This is a genomic window from Kitasatospora sp. Xyl93 (assembly GCF_055383135.1).
The window spans coordinates 7,956,574-7,975,986 of the sequence record NZ_AP029185.1; the positions used below are offsets into that span (position 1 = coordinate 7,956,574).

Annotated in this window: 16 protein-coding genes; 10 read left to right on the forward strand and 6 right to left on the reverse strand. The window is 74.6% G+C overall.

Features of this window, described 5'->3' with window-relative positions:
• Positions 1-94 precede the first annotated feature (94 nt).
• Positions 95-478 (forward strand): hypothetical protein, encoded by a 384-nt coding sequence (locus tag ACZ5GH_RS34595; RefSeq protein ID WP_387757403.1) that lies wholly within the window; start codon positions 95-97, stop codon positions 476-478.
• 44 nt (positions 479-522) lie between these two features.
• The gene (locus ACZ5GH_RS34600; protein WP_387757404.1) at positions 523-1,665 is read left to right on the forward strand and encodes a baeRF2 domain-containing protein; all 1,143 of its coding nucleotides are present in this window, start codon (positions 523-525) and stop codon (positions 1,663-1,665) included.
• A 96-nt stretch (positions 1,666-1,761) separates the two neighbouring features.
• Here the strand turns inward: ACZ5GH_RS34600 and ACZ5GH_RS34605 are convergent, their stop codons facing one another.
• From ACZ5GH_RS34605 to gcvPA, 5 genes are all read right to left on the reverse strand, one after another.
• Positions 1,762-2,415, reverse strand: coding sequence for a GntR family transcriptional regulator (locus ACZ5GH_RS34605; RefSeq protein WP_387757406.1), 654 nt, complete (start codon positions 2,413-2,415; stop codon positions 1,762-1,764).
• A 91-nt stretch (positions 2,416-2,506) separates the two neighbouring features.
• Positions 2,507-3,253, reverse strand: coding sequence for an SDR family NAD(P)-dependent oxidoreductase (locus ACZ5GH_RS34610; protein ID WP_464336291.1), 747 nt, complete (start codon positions 3,251-3,253; stop codon positions 2,507-2,509).
• A 42-nt stretch (positions 3,254-3,295) separates the two neighbouring features.
• The gene (locus ACZ5GH_RS34615) at positions 3,296-4,495 is read right to left on the reverse strand and encodes an ATP-NAD kinase family protein (RefSeq protein WP_464336292.1); all 1,200 of its coding nucleotides are present in this window, start codon (positions 4,493-4,495) and stop codon (positions 3,296-3,298) included.
• Complete coding sequence (gene gcvPB / locus ACZ5GH_RS34620) at positions 4,492-6,093, reverse strand: aminomethyl-transferring glycine dehydrogenase subunit GcvPB (protein ID WP_464336293.1); 1,602 nt, start codon at positions 6,091-6,093, stop codon at positions 4,492-4,494. The genes ACZ5GH_RS34615 and gcvPB overlap by 4 nt, the downstream gene beginning before the upstream one ends.
• Positions 6,090-7,448 (reverse strand): aminomethyl-transferring glycine dehydrogenase subunit GcvPA, encoded by a 1,359-nt coding sequence (gcvPA, locus tag ACZ5GH_RS34625; RefSeq protein WP_464336294.1) that lies wholly within the window; start codon positions 7,446-7,448, stop codon positions 6,090-6,092. The genes gcvPB and gcvPA overlap by 4 nt, the downstream gene beginning before the upstream one ends.
• Positions 7,449-7,544: 96 nt before the next feature.
• Here gcvPA and ACZ5GH_RS34630 point away from each other — a divergent pair, with 96 nt between their 5' ends.
• The 7 genes from ACZ5GH_RS34630 (at position 7,545) to ACZ5GH_RS34660 (ending at position 16,774) form a co-directional block, all read left to right on the forward strand.
• Positions 7,545-8,936, forward strand: a complete 1,392-nt coding sequence (locus ACZ5GH_RS34630; protein WP_387757413.1) for an ABC transporter substrate-binding protein — start codon at positions 7,545-7,547, stop codon at positions 8,934-8,936.
• A gap of 11 nt (positions 8,937-8,947) precedes the next feature.
• Entirely contained in the window at positions 8,948-9,877 is a 930-nt protein-coding gene (locus ACZ5GH_RS34635) for a carbohydrate ABC transporter permease (RefSeq protein ID WP_387757415.1), read from the forward strand.
• Positions 9,874-10,791 (forward strand): carbohydrate ABC transporter permease, encoded by a 918-nt coding sequence (locus ACZ5GH_RS34640; protein ID WP_464336295.1) that lies wholly within the window; start codon positions 9,874-9,876, stop codon positions 10,789-10,791. The genes ACZ5GH_RS34635 and ACZ5GH_RS34640 overlap by 4 nt, the downstream gene beginning before the upstream one ends.
• Before the next feature lie 41 nt (positions 10,792-10,832).
• Entirely contained in the window at positions 10,833-12,977 is a 2,145-nt protein-coding gene (locus tag ACZ5GH_RS34645) for a beta-galactosidase (protein WP_464336296.1), read from the forward strand.
• The gene (locus ACZ5GH_RS34650) at positions 12,974-15,169 is read left to right on the forward strand and encodes an MGH1-like glycoside hydrolase domain-containing protein (RefSeq protein ID WP_464336297.1); all 2,196 of its coding nucleotides are present in this window, start codon (positions 12,974-12,976) and stop codon (positions 15,167-15,169) included. Before ACZ5GH_RS34645 ends, ACZ5GH_RS34650 begins: the two co-directional genes overlap by 4 nt.
• A 42-nt stretch (positions 15,170-15,211) precedes the next feature.
• On the forward strand, positions 15,212-15,919 hold the full coding sequence (locus ACZ5GH_RS34655) for a ribonuclease H family protein (protein ID WP_464336298.1): 708 nt from the start codon (positions 15,212-15,214) through the stop codon (positions 15,917-15,919).
• Positions 15,920-16,120: 201 nt separating this feature from the next.
• Complete coding sequence (locus ACZ5GH_RS34660; RefSeq protein ID WP_387757424.1) at positions 16,121-16,774, forward strand: LysE family translocator; 654 nt, start codon at positions 16,121-16,123, stop codon at positions 16,772-16,774.
• Positions 16,775-16,878: 104 nt separating this feature from the next.
• Here ACZ5GH_RS34660 and ACZ5GH_RS34665 read toward each other — a convergent pair whose 3' ends face one another.
• Positions 16,879-18,162 carry a hypothetical protein gene (locus tag ACZ5GH_RS34665; RefSeq protein ID WP_464336299.1) on the reverse strand — a complete coding sequence of 428 codons (1,284 nt, stop codon included), beginning with the start codon at positions 18,160-18,162 and terminating at the stop codon, positions 16,879-16,881.
• A gap of 351 nt (positions 18,163-18,513) precedes the next feature.
• On the opposite strand from ACZ5GH_RS34665, the gene ACZ5GH_RS34670 reads away from it, so the two are divergent.
• On the forward strand, positions 18,514-19,251 hold the full coding sequence (locus ACZ5GH_RS34670; RefSeq protein ID WP_464336300.1) for a dienelactone hydrolase family protein: 738 nt from the start codon (positions 18,514-18,516) through the stop codon (positions 19,249-19,251).
• Positions 19,252-19,413 lie beyond the last annotated feature (162 nt).

Here is a 19,413-nt window from a genome sequence, read left to right on the forward strand (position 1 = left end):
CTTCCGCCGCCGTTCCCCGGCGGCCGTTACGGGCCGCCGGGGGCGGGTAGGCGCGAGCGGACAAGGGGGGCCGAGACGGAAGGGACCGATCCCCATGTTGCTGCTGGGACTTCTGCTGATGGCGGCGTCCGGAGCATTCGTCGGACTGCTGATCGCGGACAACCTCTCCGGCGGGCCCGACTACCAGGTGACGATCCTGGGCAACGACCTCGTGACGCTGAACAGCCTGAGCATCTTCCTCGCCGGGGTGGCGCTGGCCCTGATCTTCTGCCTCGGCCTCGCGATGATGCGGCTGGCCCGGCGGACGCCGCGACGGGCGCGGCGGGCGCGGCCGGTCGCGGCTCCCGTGGAACGCGAACGCACCCTGGGCGGCACCGACGACATGCGGGTGCTGCCCGAGGACCGGGCCGCCGAGCAGGGCGGCCGGGAGACGGCGGCGCGACCGGGCGGCCGGATCCGGCACATGTTCGGACACTGACCACCGGTCGCCGACCGAACCGCCCGCCACCCAAGGAGGCCGCCATGGACCTCGCCTTCCTCACCCCGCTGCTCGACCGGACCAGCCCCTGGGCCTCGGTTTACCTCGACACCTCCCGCGCCACCGAGGACGCCGCCCGGCGGCGGGCGCTGATCGACCGCGCCGCCGTCCAGCGACTGGCCGACGCCGGCGCAGACGGGCCGACCTGCACGGCCGTCCGCGAGCACCTGGCCGGGATGCCCGCCGCCGGGTCCCCGCCCGGCCGGGCGCTGTTCGCCGCCGACGGCGAGGTCGTGCTGGACGTGCCGCTCGCCGACTCCCCGCCCGACGTCGCCGCCACCTGGGCCCCGCTGCCGCACACCGGCCCGCTGCTCGGCCTGCTGGACGACGCGGTGCCCGCCTGCCTGGTCGCCGCCGTCGACCGCACCGGGGCCGACCTGCGGCGCTACGAACTCGGTCGCGGGGAGCCGCTGGGTACCGTCGAGGGTCCGCAGTGGCAGGGCCGGGGGCACCGCGCCCCACCCGCCGACCGCTACGAGTGGCACTACCGGCACCGGGTCGAGGACACCTGGGAGCGCACCGCCGGGATCGTCGCCGAGCACCTCGCCCGGAGCTGGCCGCACAGCGGCGCCCACCTGCTGGTGCTCACCGGCGGCACCCGGGAGCGCCGGGCCGTCCACGACCGGCTCCCCCCGCAACTCCAGGACGTGACCGTCGAGTTGGACGGCGAACCCGCCGGAGGCGCCTTCGACCGGCGCCTCGCCGAGGCCTGGGCCGACCACCGCGGCCGGCACGTGGCCGAGCTGCTGGACGCCTTCCGCACCGGCGTCGGCCGCCCCGGCGGACACCGTACCGACGGCGACGGCACCGAGACCGCGCCCGGCCCGGCCGCCCAGGGCATCCCCGCCGTGGTGAGCGCCGCCCGGCAGCACCAGCTTGCCGCGCTGCTCCTGCAGGCCGGCGGCCACGACCCGGAGCGCCCGGTGTGGACCGGGCCCGAGCCCGAGCACCTCGGCGTCGACCGGGCCGACCTGCGGCGCATGGGCGTCCGCCACCCGGTGCAGGCCCCCGCCGCCGACGCCCTGCTGCGCGCCGCCACGGCCTGCGCGGCCGAGGCCGTGCTCGTCCCGGAGACCGTCCCCGGCCCGCCGGGTGGACTCGGCGCGGTGCTGCGCTGGCCCGCCTGACGCCACGCCCGACCGGCGGACGGCACACCGCCGGCCCGTCGGCCGGGCGGAGCCGGCGCCGACGGGCCGGCTCGGAGACCGTCACGGCCGCGTCGTTCAGCGGGCGGCGACCGGGGGCAGCCGGTCCAGGATGCGCTCCATGCCGCTGGTCCAGTTGGCCTCCAGCGCGGTGACGGCCTGGTCGATGTCGCCGTCCAGCAGGCACTGGGCGATCCGCTCGTGCTCCTCTGCGGCGCGTTCCAGGATCTCGTGGTCGCCGACCACCACCCGCTCGTAGCGGTGCAGGGTGAGCTTCAGCGAGTCGATCATCTCGCGCAGCCGGGCGTTGGCGCAGCCGGAGAGCAGCAGGGCGTGCCAGGCGTCGTCGTAGCGTTCTATCGTGCCGTGCGGGGCCTGCGGGGCGGAGAAGGCGCGGGCCTCGGCGAGCAGCCGGGGGGCGATCTCGGCGAGGTGCGCGGGGTCGGAGGTGCGCAGGGCCAGCGACTCCAGGGCGATCACGATCGCGGTGAGGTCGAGGAACTCCTGTTTGCCGGTGGGCGCGAAGCGGAAGCCCTTGCCGCGCTCGCTGGTGATGATGCCCTCGCGTTCCAGGCTGATCAGGGCCTCGCGCAGGGGGGTCCGGCTGACGCCAAGTTCCTCGGCGAGCTGGACCTCGTTGATCGACTCGCCGGGGGTGAACCGGCCGCGGCCGAGCTGCTCCAGGAGTTCGTCCTTCACCTGCTCGCGCAGCGGACGCCGCTCGATCGCCATCGGGCTTTCCTTTCGTTCTCGGTCGGTAGCGTACCGGCCGGGCGACCGGCGTCGGCGGTCAGGCGCCCGGGGCCGGGTACGGCGGTGCGGGTCAGGCGGTGCCGGCGCCGTCCACGGCGATGACCGCGCCGCTGACGAAGGCGGCGGCGTCGCTGGCCAGGAACGCCACGGTCCGGGCGATGTCCCGGGGTTGGCCGATCCGGCCGAGCGGCCGGTCGGCGGCGTCGGTGTAGAAGGCGCCCGGGCTCTCGCCGAGCTGGCGGGCCTCCTCGGCGAGCATCCCGGTGTCGGTGTCGCCCGGGCAGACGCAGTTGACCCGGATGTTGTCCGGGCCGTGGTCGATGGCCATCGCCCGGGTCATGTTGACCACGGCGCCCTTGGAGGCGCAGTAGGAGACGGCCCGGCCCCCGCCCTTGATGCCCCAGCCGGAGCCGGTGTTGACGATGCTGCCGCCGCCGTCCGCGGCCATCAGCGGCACCACCAGCCCGCTGAGCAGCATGATCGAGCGGACGTTGACGGCCATCACCAGGTCCCAGTCCTCGTCGCTGATCTCGGTGACGGTGGAGCGGCGGATGATGCCCGCGTTGTTGAACAGCACGTCCACGCCGCCGAATTGCTCCACCGCGGTGCGTACGGCCCGCTCGCAGTCGGCGCGGCGGGAGACGTCGCAGCGGACGAAGGTGCCGCCGGTCTCCTCGGCGGCCGCTTCGCCGCGCTCGGCGTCGACGTCGAGGAGGACGACGGCCGCGCCGAGTTCGGCGAGCAGGGCGGCGGTGGCCCGGCCGATGCCGGAGGCGGCGCCGGTGACGATCGCGCGCTTGCCGTGCAGGTCGATCATGGGAGGCTCCTTCAACTGGCCTGGGGGAGTGGGGCGTCGGAGTCAGGCGGAGAGGCGGTAGACGGCGCCGGAGCGGCGGCCGGTGATCACCCGGACGTGGCCGGCGAGGGCGTCGTCCAGGTCGGGGTCGCCGGTGTCCAGCAGCAGCGGGCGCCCCGCCAGGGCGGCGAGCTTCGCCTCGGTGGCGAGCACCAGCAGCCTCTCCCGGCCCGCGGCGCGCAGCAGTTCGGGGGTGAGCTGCTGGTTGCCGCGGCCGAGCAGGAAGCCCTGGCCGCCGATCGGGGACAGGGCGATGTAGGGGGTGGTGGGCAGGGCGCGCAGCTGGTCGGCCCGGGCGTCGCGGACCAGCACCCGGGCGGCGGGGGCGAGGCCGTCGGCTTGGCCCGGGCCGGGGGCCCGGGGCCGGACTCCTGCCCGCGGGGCACCGGCGGGGCCGAGCCGCAGCAGGTCGACGCCGGTCAGGCTGGTGTCCGGCGCACCGAGCGCGGTGGCCACCGCGTGGGTGGTGCTGCCGGGCCCGAGGACCAGCAGCCCGCCGGGGCCGACCCGTTCGGCGACCTCGGCGGCGAGACCGGCCGGGGTCCCCGGGTCGGGCCCGGAGCTGCCGGTCTTGCGCTGCTGCACCCGGGCGGGCAGCACCGGGACGGTCAGCCGGCCGTACAGCCGGGCGGAGACCAGGCCGGCCCGCAGCGCGGCCTCGTCCCGGTCGACCACCTCGGCGGCCGTCAGGCGCACGCCCCGGCCGGCCGCCCAGGCCGCCGCGACCTCGGCGGCGGCCCGGGGGTGGACGGCGAACACCGCGGAGTGCATCTTGACCCCGGCCGGGATGCCCAGCACGGGCAGCCGGGGCTCGGGCCCGAGCGCCTCCAGCACGTCGCGGGCGGTGCCGTCGCCGCCGCAGAACAGCAGCAGTCCGGCGCCGGCCGCGACCAGGGCGCGCACCACCGCGCGGGTGTCGGCGGCGGTGGTCGCCGCCCCGGCGGGCCGGTGGACGACCCGCGCGGGCCGGCCGGCCGCCCGGGCGGCGTCGGCGCCCATCGGGCCGTCGGCGGTGACCAGCTCCACGCCGGGCAGGCCGCGCAGCGTCAGCGCGGCCCGGGCGACGGCCTGCGGGGCGGCCCCGAGTGCCAGGGCCCGCCGCTGGACGTCGGCGCCGTCGCTGCCCTTGAGGCCGACCCGGCCGCCGAGCCCGGCGACCGGGTTGACCACGAGCCCGATCCGGGCGCCCGGGGCGGACGTCACGGCCGCTCGCCCAGGACCTTGCGGCGGTAGGCGCGCCAGCTGACCGCCCAGAGCGCCGGGTCGTCCAGCGGTTCGTGCCGGATCCGGTGCACGGTGGAGTTGTGCGGCGCGGTGCGGACGGTCTCCGGGTCCTCGTACGCCTCGCGGGCGACCTCGGCCAGGATCGCCGCGTACTCGTCCAGGTCGGCCCGGGAGTAGGACTCGGTGGGCTCCAGGGTCATCGGCTCGGGGACGACGTAGGGGTGGTGGCTGGTCCAGTAGTGGGTGCCGAAGTCGGCGGCGCGGTAGCCGAGGTCCTCGCTGTGCAGGCCGGTGTCCTCGTTGAGCCGCTGCCAGCTGTAGCGGACCTGCTCGACCCGGGGGCGGCCCTCGGCGTACGGGACGGAGACGCCGCGGATCCGCCGTACGTGGTGCAGCAGGTAGTTGTTGTTGAGCACGGCCGTCTCGGCGGCCGCGCGCAGCCCCTCGGCGCCCAGCGCGGTGATCCAGGCGTAGGCGCGCACCAGGTTCGGCACGACGCCCAGGTAGGGGCGGATCTTGCCGACCGAGTCCGGCCGGTCGTCGTCCAGGAAGTACCGTTCGCCGTCGAACTCGACGGTGGGGCGCGGCAGGTGGGGCGCCAGCTCGGCGGTGACGCCGCAGGCGCCGGCCGCCGGGCCGCCGCAGGCGTGCGGGGTGGAGAAGGTCTTGTGCAGGTTGAAGTGGCACAGGTCGAAGCCGGCCTCGCGGGCCCGGGTGATGCCGAGGATGCCGTTGGCGTTGGCCTGGTCGTAGGCGCACAGGCCGCCGGCCTCGTGGACGATCCGGACGAACTCGGCGATCCGGGGGTTGTAGATGCCGGTGTCCTCGGGGTTGGTGATCAGGAGGGCGGCGGTGCGCGGGCCGACGGCGGCGCGCAGCGCCTCGATGTCGGGGTAGCCGTCGGCGTCCGGGTGCAGGGTGACCACCCGGAAGCCGGCGGTCCTCGCGCAGGCGGCGTTGGAGGGGTGGGAGAAGGCGGTGGTGACGACCTCGTCGCGCTGCTCCAGCTCGCCGCGCGCGGCGTGGTACGCGCGGATCACCGAGACGTTGGTCCAGATCGCCGCCGAGCCCGCCCCGGGCTGGAGGCTGACCCGGTCCATGCCGGAGACCTCCTTGAGCGCCTGCTCCAGCCGGTGGACGAGTTCGAGCACGCCCTGGACGGTGGAGGCGTCCTGCGCCGGGTGCAGGGCCGCGATCCGGGGGTCGCGGACGAAGGCGTCGTTGACCTTGGGGCTGTACTTCATGGTGCAGGTGCCCTGGCCGACGTCCACGTTGAGGTCGGCGCCGAGGTTCTCCTGGGAGAGCCGCAGGTAGTGCCGGAGCACCTGTTGCTGGCCGAGTTCGGGCAGGGCGGGCGGTGTGCCGCGGCGCAGGGCGGCGGGCAGCCGCGCGGCCGGGTCGCCGACGGCGGCGGTGACGGCGGGCTCGGGCAGCGGGGGCAGGACGCCGCGCTCGCCGGGGGTGCCCAGCTCGAAGATCAGCTTCTCGTCCCAGCGGGCCTGGTGGAAGCGGCGCAGCGCGGGTTTGGCGGCGATCCGCGGGTGCACCGGCCGGCTGTTCTCCTGACGATTCGTCACTTCACGATCTCCTCAAGCGCGTCGGCGAGGCGGTCGATGTCGGCCCGGGTGTGCAGTTCGGTCACGCAGTACCGGCCCTCGTGCGGCCCGGCCGGGGTGCCGCCGTGCAGGCCGAGGGCGAGCAGCGCGCCGGCGATCTCGGCGGCGCCGCGCTCGCCGGTGTAGCGGACGGTGAAGTCGGCGAAGTGCACGGCCTCCGGGTCCGCCGGTTCCACGCCGGGGACGCGGGCCAGGCGCCGGCGGGCGTACTCGGTGTTGGCGAGGATCGTCGTGCCGATCTCGCGCATGCCGTGCGGTCCCATCAGCGCGAGGTAGACCCCGGCGGCGATGCCGTGCAGGGCGGCGGCGGTGCCGACCCACTCCTTGCCCCCCTCGCGCAGCGCGAAGGAGGTGCGCTCGTACGCGACGTCGCCGAAGCCGTACTCGCCGGGGACGTCGGTGGGGGTGAGGCCGAACAGCCGGCTCGGGTACTCGGCGACCAGCCGCTCGTCGTCCGGGCTGCCGATGAAGCCGGCGTTGCCGCCGCCGAAGCTCGGGTGGATGCCGAGCGGCTGGAGGTCGCCGCAGGTGAGGTCGGCGCCGAGTTCGGCGGGCGGGGTGAGCACGCCGAGGCTGAGTGGGTTGACGTGGACCACCGCCAGCGCCCCGGCCCGGTGGGCGAGTTCGACGTACCGCGGCAGTTCCGGGTCCACCCGCCCGCAGTGGTCGGTCAGTTGGGCGTAGACCGCGGCCGCGTCGCCCCGCTCCAGCGCGGCCCGGACGGCGGCGGGATCGGCCGGGACGGGCACCAGTTCGTGGACGCCCCGGACGTAGTCGCGGATCCGGGAGAGCCGGTCCGGGTCGATCGCGCCGACCAGCACCAGCCGGCGCCGCCCGGTGGCCCGTCCGGCCATCCGCAGCGCGGTCGCGGCGGCCTGGAAGCCGTCGTACGTCGGCACGTTGACGACCTCGACGGCCAGCAGCTCGGCCATCAGCGACTGGTACTCCCACAGCGCCTGGAAGCGGCCGTGGTCCTCGTACGGTTCGCCCGCGTAGGCGGTGAGGAACTCGCTGCGGTTGACGATCTCGTCCACCACGGCGGGGACGTGGTGGCGGTAGCAGCCGGCGCCGAGGAAGCTGCGGCCCGGCGGCACGGCGGTGTTGCGGGAGAGCAGTTCCTCCATGTGCGCGACCAGCCGGGCCTCGGACTCCAGCGGCTCGGGCAGCCGCAGCGGGCGGTCCAGCCGGAGGGCGGCGGGGATGTCGGCGTAGAACTCCTCGACGTCCTGGGCGCCGATCGCCGCCAGCATCGCTTTGCGCACCTGCGGGGCGGAGTTGGGGATGTACGGGTGGGTTCGGGGGGCGCGTGTGCTCATCCTGGCACCTTCCGCGATTTCAGTCACAAGCCTTGACGGGTTTGTGAATGCTGAGTTCTGTATACAGCATTCGGCATTCACCAGTCGGGAGGCAAGATGTCCGCACGAACCCGGCACCGAGAACATCCCCAACTCGCCCACGACCAGGGCGGATCGCCACCACGTCCGGCGCGGCGCCGGATCCTCTCCGCCGGACTCGCGGGCGGCGCACTGCTGTTGACCGGCGCCGCCGGCTGCGCGACCGGCGGGGCCGGCGGCACCGGAGCCAAGCAGCTCACCGCCGGCCCGGGCAGCACGCCCACCGGCAAGGTCGTCATCTGGTCCTGGGACGTCGCCGCCAAGGCCATGCGGCGGCTCGGCAGGGACTTCGAACAGGCCCACCCCGGCACCACCGTCGAAGTGGTCGACATCGGCTACGACAACGCCTACGACAAGATCGCCGTCGGCCTCGGCGCCGGCAGCGGACTGCCCGACGTCCTCACCGTCGAGGGCCACCGGCTGCCCGCCTACCTCGGCAACTTCCCGAACGCCCTGGTCGACCTCACCGGCCGAGCTGCCGGCCTCAGGCCCCAGTACGCCGAGGCCTCCTGGCGCGCCGTCTCGGACGCCGAGGGCCGGGTCTTCGCCCTGCCCTGGGACAGCGGTCCGTGCGCCCTGTTCTACCGGCGAGACCTGTTCGAGCAGGCCGGCATCGACCCGACGGGCCTCGGCACCTGGGACGACTACGTCACCGCCGGCACCGCCCTCAAGGCCGCCACCGGCAGGAAGCTGCTCGTCCTGGACGCCAAGCAGGACAGCCTCTTCGCCATGCTGCTCCAGCAACAGGGCCAGCGCTGGTTCACGGACGGCAAGGTGGCCGTCGCCACCCCCGCCGCCGAACGCGCGCTCACCCTGCTCAAACAGCTCGTCGACCGCGACCTGGTCGACTTCGAGAACGGCTGGGACGGACTGGTCTCCGCCACCCATGACGGCAAGGCCGCCACCACCCCCACCGCCGCCTGGTGGGACGGCACCCTCACCGCCGAAATGGCCGACCTCGGCGGGAAGTTCGGCGTTGTCCCGCTCCCCGCCTTCACCTCCGGCGGCACCCGCACCTCCAACAGCGGCGGCTCCGCCCTGTGCGTCCCCGCGCAGAGCGGGAACCCCGAGACGGCCTGGGCCTTCGTCTCCTTCCTGCTCGCCGACAAGGCCAACCAGGCCTCGATGATGCGCCACGAAGGCCTCTTCCCCGCCTACCTCCCCGCCCTGGACGACCCGTACTTCCAGCAGCCCGCCCCCTACTACGACGGCCAGTCCGCCATGCGGCTGTTCGCCGGGCTCACCCGCTCCATCCCCACCGTCGAGCTCACCGCCGACGACGCCAAGGCCGCCGACATCGTCACCACCGCCGTCAACCAGGTGCTGCACAACGGCGCCGACCCGGGCACCGTACTGCGCTCCGCCGCCCGCCAGATCGCCACCGCGACCGGCCGCCGAACAGTCGGGTAGGGGCGGAACCGATGACCAGCCCTCCGGTGACCCCGCGCAAGCCGGCGGCCCCGACCCGGGCCGCCCCCGCCCGCCGCCGACGCTCCCCACGCACCGCCGCCTGGCTGTTCGCCGGGCCCACCACCGCGCTCTTCGTCGCCTTCTTCGCCTACCCGCTCGGCGCCAGCCTCTACCAGAGCTTCACCGCCCGCCGCGACGGCGCCGACGTCTGGGTCGGCCTGGACCAGTACCGGCGGATGCTGAACGACCCCGCGTTCCTGCACTCCCTGGTCAACACCGGCATGATCCTGGCCGTCCAGGTGCCCGTGATGACCGGCCTCGCCCTGGTGCTGGCCGTCCTGCTCAACCAGTCCTGGCTGCGGTTCCGGGCCGGCTGGCGGGCGGTGTTCTTCCTGCCCGCGATCACCACCCTGGTCGCCTACGCCGTGGTCTTCCAGGTCCTGCTGCGCACCGACGGCGGCCTCGCCAACCAGGTCCTCCAGGCGCTCGGCCTCGGCCCGGTCGACTGGCTCAACTCGCCCACCTGGGCCAGGATCTCGCTGATCGGCTCGGTCACCTGGCGCTGGACCGGCTACAACGCCGTCATCCTGCTGGCCGGACTGCACGCCATCGGCCGCGACCAGTACGAGGCCGCCGCCCTCGACGGCGCCGGCGCCGTGCGCACCTACACCGGCGTCGTGCTGCCGCAGCTGCGCCCGGTGGTGCTGTTCTGCGTCATCACCTCCACCATCGGCACCCTCCAACTCTTCGACGAGAACTACGTGCTGACCCGCGGCGGCCCCGGCGACGCCACGCTCACCCCGGTCGTCTACCTCTACAAGGTCGGCTTCCAGCAGCTTGACTTCGGCTACGCGGCCGCCATTGCCTGGGTGGTTGTGCTGGTCATCGCGGCGGTCTCGCTGCTCCAGTTCCGGCTCTACGGAAGGGAAAGGCGCCGATGAGCAGCACCCCACCGCCCGGCGCGCCCGGCCGCGCTCCGCTGTCGGCCCGGGTCGCCCGCACCCCGCCGCCCGGCGCGCCCGCCCGCACCCCGCTGCCCGCCCGGCTCGGCCGGACCGCCGTCCTCGCCGTCCTCGTCCTCGGCGCCGTGCTCAGCCTGCTGCCCTTCGCCTGGATGCTCGTCGCCAGCACCCACAGCAGCTCCGAACTGTTCCACTCCCCACCGCCGTTCCTGCCCGGCGGCAACCTGCTGCGCAACCTGGTGCACCTCCAGGAGACCATCGGCTTCGGCCGGGTGCTGCTCAACAGCCTCGGGATCGCCGTCGTCTACACCGCGCTCAGCTCGCTGCTCTCCGCGATGTGCGGCTACGGGCTGGCCAAGTACCGCTTCCGCGGCCGCGGACTGCTGCTCGGCCTGGTGCTGGCCACCATGATGATCCCCCTGCAGGTGCTGCTGGTCCCGCTGTTCCAGATGATGGCCAGCCTCGGCTGGATCGACAGCTACCAGGCCGTGATCGTGCCGTTCCTGGCCAACTCCTTCGGCATCCTGCTGATGCGCCAGGGCTTCCTGGACTTCCCCGACGAGCTGCTGGAGTCCGCCCGGATCGACGGCTCCGGGGAGCTGCGCACCTTCTACCGGGTCGTCCTGCCGTGCGTGCGGCCGCAGTTGGGCGCACTGGTGATCTTCACGTTCATGGGCCAGTGGAACAGCTTCATCTGGCCGCTGCTGATGCTCAACACCGAGGACAGGTACACCGTGCCGGTGGCGCTCAACACGCTGACCGGGCTTTCCCACGTCGACTACTCCGGCCTGATGCTGGGCTCCTTCCTGGCCACCCTGCCGCTGATGGTGCTCTTCCTGGTCTTCCAGCGGCAGTTCGTGGCCGGCCTGCTCGGCGGAGCCCTGAAGGGATGAGTGACGAAGCGATGAGCGCTGAAGGAACGCCTGACGGGGCGATGCGCGCTGCCGGAACGCGTGACGAAGCGGCGCCTGACGGAGCGACGGCCACGGACCGCCTGACCAGGGTGCCCGGCCTGCTGTACGGCGGGGACTGGAACCCCGAGCAGTGGCCCGAGCGGGTGTGGGCCGAGGACGTGAAGCTGATGGCCGAGGCCGGGGTCAACCTGGTCACCGTCGGCATCTTCTCCTGGGCCCGCCTCCAACCCGACGCCCACAGCTGGGACTTCGGCTGGCTGGACCGGCTGCTCGACCTCGTGCACCGGCACGGCATCGCCGTCGACCTGGCCACCGCCACCGCCTCGCCACCCGCCTGGCTGGTCCGCGCCCACCCCGAGCTGCTGCCGGTCACCGCCGACGGGGTACGGCTGGAGTTCGGCTCGCGCCAGCACTACTGCCCGTCCTCGCCCGCCTACCGGGAGGCCGCCGTCCGGCTCACCCGGGCGCTCGCCGAGCGCTACCGGCACCACCCGGCGCTCGCCCTGTGGCACGTCCACAACGAGTACGCCGACCACGTCGAGGAGTGCTTCTGCCCCGCCTCGGCCGCCGACTTCCGCCGCTGGCTGCGCCAACGCCACGGCGGCATCGAGGAGTTGAACCGCTCCTGGGGCACCGCCTTCTGGTCCCAGCACTACAACTCCTTCGACCAGATCGAGCCGCCGCGCACCGCGCCGGGCCCGGTCAACCCCACCCAGCTGCTGGACTGGCGCCGGTTCTGCTCGGACGCGCTGCTCGCCCTGCACCGCGCCGAGAAGGCCGTCCTGGACGAGGTCTCGCCCGGCGTCCCGGTCACCACCAACTTCATGTCGATGCTCAAGGCGCTGGACTACTGGGAGTGGAGCCGGCACGAGGATTTCGTCTCCGACGACGCCTACCCCGACCCGGCCGACCCGCGCGCCCACGTCAACGCGGCGATGAACTACGACCTGATGCGCTCGCTCAAGGGCGGCCGCCCCTGGCTGCTGATGGAACAGGCCCCCTCCGCGGTCAGCTGGCGCCCGGTCAACCTGCCCAAGGGCCCCGGCCGCTACCGCCTCTGGTCGCTCCAGGCGCTGGCCCGCGGCGCCGACGGCGTCCTGCACTTCCAGTGGCGCGCCTCGGTGGCCGGGGCCGAGAAGTTCCACAGCGCGATGCTCCCGCACCGGGGCACCGCCTCGCGCGGCTGGCAGGAGACCGTCCGCCTCGGCGCCGAACTGCGCCGGCTGGGCGAGGTCGCCGGCAGCCGGCTGCGCGGGCGCGCCGCCGTCCTGCTCGACTGGGACAGCTGGTGGGCGCTGGAACTGGACGACCACCCCTCCGCCCGGATGCGCTGGCCGGACCTGCTCCGCCCCTGGTACGCGGCGCTGTACGAGCGCGGCGTCACCGTGGACTTCGTCCCGCCCACCGCCGGGTTCGACGACCACCCGCTGCTGCTCGCGCCCAACCTCTACCTGCTCGACACCGCTACCGCCGAACGGCTCACCGCGTACGTGCGGGGCGGCGGCCGGCTGGTCTGCGGCCCGTTCAGCGGCATCGCCGACCGGCACGACCACATCCACCCCGGCGGCCACCCCGGGCCGCTGCGCGACCTGCTCGGGATCGTGGTGGACGAGCACTGGCCGATCCCGGACGGCGCGACCACCGCCGTGGACCTGAACGGCACGGGCCTGGACGCCGAACGCTGGAGCGAGTGGATCGAGACGGAGGCCGCCGAGACCGTCGCCCGCTACGGCTCCGGCGCCCTGGCCGGCCTCCCGGCCGTCACCCGCAACCGCCTGGGCGCCGGCAGCGCCTGGTACCTGAGCTGCCACCTCGGCGCCGACCTCGGGCCGGTGCTCGACCTGGCACTCGCCGAGGCCGGGGTGGGCGCCGAACTGCCCGGCCTGCCCGGGGGCGTCGAGGCCACCTGCCGGGTGGCCGCCGACGGCACCGGCTACCTCTTCCTGCTCAACCACGGCCCGGAGGAGCGCCTCGTCCCGCTTCGCGCGCCCGGCCGCGACCCGCTCGCCGGCGCGGGCCCGCTCGCCGGGGCCGATCCGTTCCCCGGCACGGTCCCGCTCACCGGTACCGACCTGCTCACCGGCGCCGAGGCCGCCGGAGCCGTCACCCTCGCGCCGCTCGGCGCCGCCGTCATCCGACTCCCCGCCGCCCAGGAGCGCGCATGAACCCGCTGACCCGCCGCCACTTCCTGGCCGGCTCCGCCGCCCTCGCCGCGGCCGGCACCCTCGCCGCCGCCCCGGCCGACGCCGCGGAACCCGTACCGGCCGCGGAACCGCTGCCGGCCGCCGGGCCGCCGGACGACCGCTACGCCGACGTCCTCGACCTCCACGGCACCCCCGCCCAGGCCTACCCCGGCGACGCCCGCGGCAACAACCCGATCAACGTCTTCGCCGACCTCGGCGCCTGGCACGCCTACGCCCTGCCCCGCCCGGCAGACCGGCCCGGCGGCTTCACCGGCCCGCTGTACCTCGCCCAGGAGTACCCCTGGTGGCTCAGCGACGGCCTGACCCGTCTCGAACTGACCGAACGGGGCCGCCCGCTCGACCTCACCGCCGGCGCGCCCGCGCGCGGCACCTCGCTGCCCGGCCTGCTGCGGCTGACCCACGACCTCGGCGGCGGCCTCGGCCTCACCCTGGAACTGCGCTTCGCCGGCAACCGCACCGCCCTGCTGCGGGCCCGGCTCGCCAACACCGGCCCGGCCGTACGGACCCTGGCCGTCGCCTGGACCGGCCGGCTGCTGCGCCCGGCCACCGGCCCGCAGCGCGAGGCGCCGGAACTGCTCGCCGCCGAACGGGGCGTGGAGGTGCGCTTCGCCAGGGTCCGGCAGACCTGGGACTACCTCACCGACGGCACCGAGCGCTTCGCCGTCCGCCACGCGCGGCCCGTCCGGGTCGTGCTGAGCGCCGACGGCGACGGCCACCGCACCGAACTCGCCGAGCCGCTCCGGCTGGCACCGGGGGAGAGCCGGAGCCTGGACTGGACCGAGAGCTACACCTTCACCGAAGCCGAGCACGCCCGGGCGGCGGAGGAGGCCGAGGCCGCGCTGCGCGCCCCCGACCGGATCGCGGCGGAGGGCGCCGCCCGCTGGCACGGGTACCTGACCCGGGCCACCGAGGGCGTCCCGGCCGCCCGCCGCCGCACCGCGGTCAAGTGCGTGCAGACCCTGGTCACCAACTGGCGCAGCCCGGCCGGGCGGATCCGGCACGACGCCGTCACCCCCACGCTCTCCTACAAGTGGTTCAGCGGGGTCTGGGCCTGGGACACCTGGAAACAGGCCGTCGGCACCGCCGCGTTCGCGCCCGGCCTGGCCGCCGACCAGATCCGGGCGGTCTTCGACCACCAGGTCCCGATCGGCTCGCCCCAGCGCCCGCAGGACGCCGGCATGGTCCCCGACTGCGTCTTCTACAACGACCCGGGCACCGGCGGCGGCAACTGGAACGAGCGCAACTCCAAGCCCCCGCTGGCCTCCTGGGCGGTATGGGAGGTCTACCGGCGCGGCGGCGACCGGGCCTTCCTGCGGGAGCTGCTGCCCAAACTGACCGCCTACCAGGACTGGTGGTACCGCACCCGGGACCACCTCGGCGAGGGCCTGTGCGAGTACGGCGCCACCGTGGACCCGGCCAACGCCACCGCCGAGGACCGCCGGGAGGCGGCCGCCTGGGAGTCCGGCATGGACAACGCCCCGCGCTTCGACGCCGCCGCCGTGCTCCCCAACCGGGACGCGGACGGCACCCTGCTCGGCTGGTCGCTCGACCAGCGCTCCGTCGACCTCAACGCCTACCTGGCCGCCGACCACCGCCACCTGGCGCTGATCGCCGCCGAACTGGGCGACCGGTCCGCCGCCGAACGGCTGCGGGCCCGCGCCGAACGGATCGACGCCGCCGTGCGCGACACCATGTACGACCCGGCCGACGGCTGGTTCCACGACACCGACCTCGCCACCGGCGCCCGGCTCACCGCCCGGGGCCGCGGCATCGAGGGCGCCGTTCCGCTCTGGTCGGGCACCGCCACCGCCGCCCAGGCCCGTACCGTCCGCCGGCTACTGCTCGACCCGGCGGAGTTCGGCACGGCCATGCCGTTCCCGACGGTGGCCCGCAGCTCGGCCGCCTTCGACCCGGCCGGCTACTGGCGCGGCCTGGCCTGGCTCGACCAGACCTACTTCGCCGTCGAGGGCCTGCGCCGGTACGGCTGGGAGCAGGACGCCCGGCGCACGGTCGAGCGACTGCTCGCCACCGCCGCCGGGCTGGCCGGGGACGGCCCGGTGCGGGAGAACTACGACCCGCTGACCGGCGAGGGGCGCAGCTCGACCAACTTCAGCTGGTCGGCGGCGCTGCTGCTGCTCCTGCTGCGCGGCTGAGCGGCTTTGGCTCCGGGCCGTCCGACCAGGCATGATCGGGGCATGGTCGAACGAGTCATTGCAGCGTGTGACGGAGCAGCCAAGGGCAACCCCGGCCCGGCGGGCTGGGCGTACGTGGTGGCGGACGCCGCCGGGGCGCCCCAGCGCTGGCAGGCCGGTGCGCTCGGGCACAGCACCAACAACGTGGGCGAGTTGACGGCACTGCGGCAGCTGCTGGCCTCGACGGACCCGGCGGTCCCGCTGGAGGTGCGGCTGGACAGCACCTACACCCGCGACTCGGTGACCAAGTGGCTCAAGGGCTGGAAGCGCAACGGCTGGAAGACGGCGGCCGGCAAGCCGGTCGCCAACCAGGAGCTGATCCAGGCGATCGACGCCCTGCTGGAGGGCCGGGACGTCACCTTCGTGTACGTGCCGGCCCACCAGGTGGACGGCGACCCGCTGAACGCCATCGCCGACAAGGCCGCCAGCGACGCCGCCCGCACCCAGCAGGACGCCTCCGGCACCGCCGCCGACCTGCCGGTGCCCGACCCGGCCGCCGCCACGAAGGCCCCCAAGGCGCGCGCCGCCCGTCCCGCCGCCACCGGCGCCACCGGCACGGGCGGCGCCGCCAAGCGGAGCGGCGGCTCGCGCACCCTGAACGCCCGCTTCCCCGGCACCTGCCCGTGCAGCCGCCCGTACGCCAAGGGCGACAAGATCACCAAGGTCGGCGGCTCCTGGGGCCACCCGGAGTGCGCCGCCGCCCACGCCTGACGGCCGGACCGGGCGCACCGGCGCCGCCGGGCGAGGCCGGAGGCCCACCCGGCGGCGGACGACGGCGGTCATCGCCGAACCGCGCGACGAAGGACGGGCCGGTCGTCGCACGGCCGGGCGAGCGGCGGCATCAGCCCCGCTGATGCGCGGTGCAGCGGACCGCGTTGGACGCGATCGAGGCCGCGGCTACAGGATGGCCGCATGACCGTTTCCTCCGCCATCGTCTCCTTCGCCGTCGTGGCCGGCATGCTCACCGTCATGCCGGGACTGGACACCGCCCTGGTGCTGCGTTCCGCCATCACCCTCGGCAGGCGCCGGGCCTTCGCGACCGCGCTGGGGATCCTCTGCGGCGTACTGGTGTGGGGCGTGGCCGCGGCGGTCGGTGCCACCGCGGTGCTCACGGCCTCCCGCCTGCTGTACGACGTGCTGCGCCTGGCCGGTGCCGGGTACCTGGCGTGGCTGGGGATCGGCATGGTCCTCCGGACGCTCAAGGGGCGCGGCCGGTCCGGGCCGGGGGAGGCGGCGGGCGGAGCGGGAGCCACCACCGCGGAGGCGACCTGGGCACGGTCCTGGGCGCGCGGACTGGGCACCAGCCTGCTGAACCCGAAGAACGGCGTCTTCTACATGGCGATGCTGCCCCAGTTCATCCCCGACGGCGCCCCGCACCTGCTGATGGGCGTCGTGCTGGCGGCCGTGCACGACCTGGAGGGACTGGTCTGGTTCAGCGCGCTGATCTTCGGCACCCACCTTGTCCGCCGGTGGCTGAACCGCGGCTCGGTGCAGCGGGCCATCGACGCCGTCACCGGCACGGTACTCGTCGGCTTCGGCATCAAGCTGGCGCTCGGGAACGACTGACCGACGACCGACCACGGAGGCCGGCCTGCGCGGACGGCGGCGCGGGCCGGGAACGCGCGACCGGCCGACCGCGTCGCGCGCGGTCGGCCGGTCACGGGTGCGGGTCAGGCCCGGGGCGGGGTGTCCTCCTGGGCGATCTCCTTGATGTCCTCGTAGGTGAGGCCGGCCCGGTTGAAGGCACGCGCCTCGGTCTCGGTGACGCCGAGGCCGGCGAGCTCCTTGATCTGGGCGTCGGTCAGCGGCGGCGCCAGCGTGACGTCGTCCGTGTCCTCGGGGCCGAAGGCGTTCCCGGTGCCCGCGCTGCCCAGGCCGAGCACCGCGTCCGTCAGCTGCTCGTCGGTCACCTTGACGGCGTCGCCCGGCGCCTGGACGTTCGGCGCCGCCTGGTTGAAGGCCAGCTTCACCGGGAAGTTGACGCCCGGCTCGACCTTGTCGGCCAGCTGGGCCAGGTCGAAGGTGGCCGAGGAGAAGGCGCCGCCCTTCAGGTAGAGGTCGAGGCCGATCCGGCGGTCCGGCACGTCGCTCGGCGCCTGGTCCGGGAAGCCGCCCAGCTGCTTCGGGAACTTGGTCGACAGCGGCTTGACGGCCTTGTACATCTCGTCCACCAGCTGGCGGGCCGGGGCGCTGACCCAGAGGTGCTCGGTCCCGTCCTTCTTGCCCTTGTCCTCGTACGTGACGGTGCGGCCGAGCACGTCCTTGACCGAGTTGAGCAGCTGGTTGCCGAGCTCCGGGTCGACGCCCGGGGCGGCCTTCTTCCCGTCGGACTCCTTCGCCCTGTCCGCGAGCGACTGGAGGTCGAAGGAGACCCACTTGCCGGCCAGCACGTCCCCGACCGGCTTCAGCTTCTCGGGCAGGTCCTCGCGCATCTCGTCCACCACGGACGGGTCCTCGCCGACCAGCTTCACCAGGGCCTTGGCGTCGGCGTGCAGGTAGCCGGTGCCGTCGACCTGGCGGTACTCCAGCAGCGCGGTCCCGTTGCGGTCGGCGAGCAGGTAGGAGACGCGCACCGACTTGTCGAGCGTCAGGTCGGTGTTCCGGCCCGCCTTGCCGGCGTTCTTGAAGGCCTCGACGTCCTTGAGCGGCTTGTCGGCGGAGACCGCGACCGAGACGGAGAGGCCGGAGATCGCCTTGGCGGCCTTCTCGTCCATCTCGCGGCCGTTGCCGCGGGCCGAGCCGACCAGGCCCTTGCCGTGCTTGCCCTTGCCGCTCCGGGCGAACGCGGCCACCTGCTCGGGGGTGGCGTCGATGGAGAGGGTGAAGCCGGCCGACTTGCCGTTGCCGACCTTGTCGAAGGCCTTGGACACCTTCTGGGCGGCGGACAGCTGCTCGACGGTGCCGCAGGCGGCGAGACCGGTGGCGAGCACGGAGGCGGTGACGGCGACGGGCATCGCCCCACGGGCGGCCTTGCGGATGGCGGTGTTGATGGTGCGACTCCTGTTGATGGGGCCCGCTCGGTGAAGCGGGCCGTTCCCTCCCCTGCGACGCGCAACGCCACAGTGCCTGCACATGTGATCACATTATCGGCAAGGGGTCACTCGCTTATTTGGCCGGGTCTTTAACCACATCGGCCAAAACCACGACCAAAAGTCCGGAATCTCCCCTCGGCCAAGGGCACCCGGACCCCGGGGACGGGTCACGGGTATCGCGGGTCGCCGCCCTCGCCCGCGGACCGGCCGCCCGCTCTGCCGAGGGCTAAGTCCGGCCCGGACGGGGCCAGGCGGTCACTACAGTCCGATCCCATGACGACGGTTACCACGCACACGGTCGAGTACCCGGCCGACGGACTGACGATGATCGGGCACCTGGCTCTCCCCGCCGGCGCCGGCCGCGGGCCCGCGGTCCTGATCGGGCCCGAGGGGCCCGGCCTGAGCGACGTCCTGCGCCGGAGGGCCGACGCGCTCGCCGAACTGGGTTACGTGGCACTGGCCTTCGACCTCCACGGCGGCCACTGGTTCACCGACCCGCAGGAGATGCTGGCGCGGGTGATGCCGCTGCTCGACGACCCCGACCGGATGCGGGGCATCGGCCGGGCGGCGCTCGACGTGCTGCTCGCCGAGCCGCGGACCGACCCAGGGCGGATCGCCGCCATCGGCTACGGCACCGGCGGCGCGATCGCGGTCGAACTCGGGCGCGCCGGTGTCGACCTGCGGGCGATCGGGACGGTCAACGGCCTGACCACGGGCCGACCGGGCGAGGCGGCGCGGATCCGGTGCCCCGTGTGGGCCGGGGTCGGCTCGGAGGACCCGATCATGCCGGCCGAGCGGCGGGACGCCTTCGCCGCCGAGATGCAGGCGGCGGGCGTCGACTGGCGCCTCGTCGTCTACGGCGGGGCCCAGCACGCCTTCCACCACCCGACGGTCGGCCACGCCGTGCTGCCCGGCGTGGGCCACCACCCGCGGCAGGCCGAGCGGGCCTGGCGCGACATCGTCGGCCTGCTCGCCGAGTGCCTGCCCGTGGACCCGCCCGTGGCGGTCTGAGCCCGCCCCTTCGGAGTCGGACCGGGCGGCCCTGTGCGGCCCCGGAACGGTCCGGAGCCGTACGGGAGCCCGGGGCTGCATGGTGCCGACGCTCTCGGAGCCGTTCGGCCCGTCGGACAACGCCCGGCCGCTGCCCACGAGTCCGTTCATGCGGATCTCGAG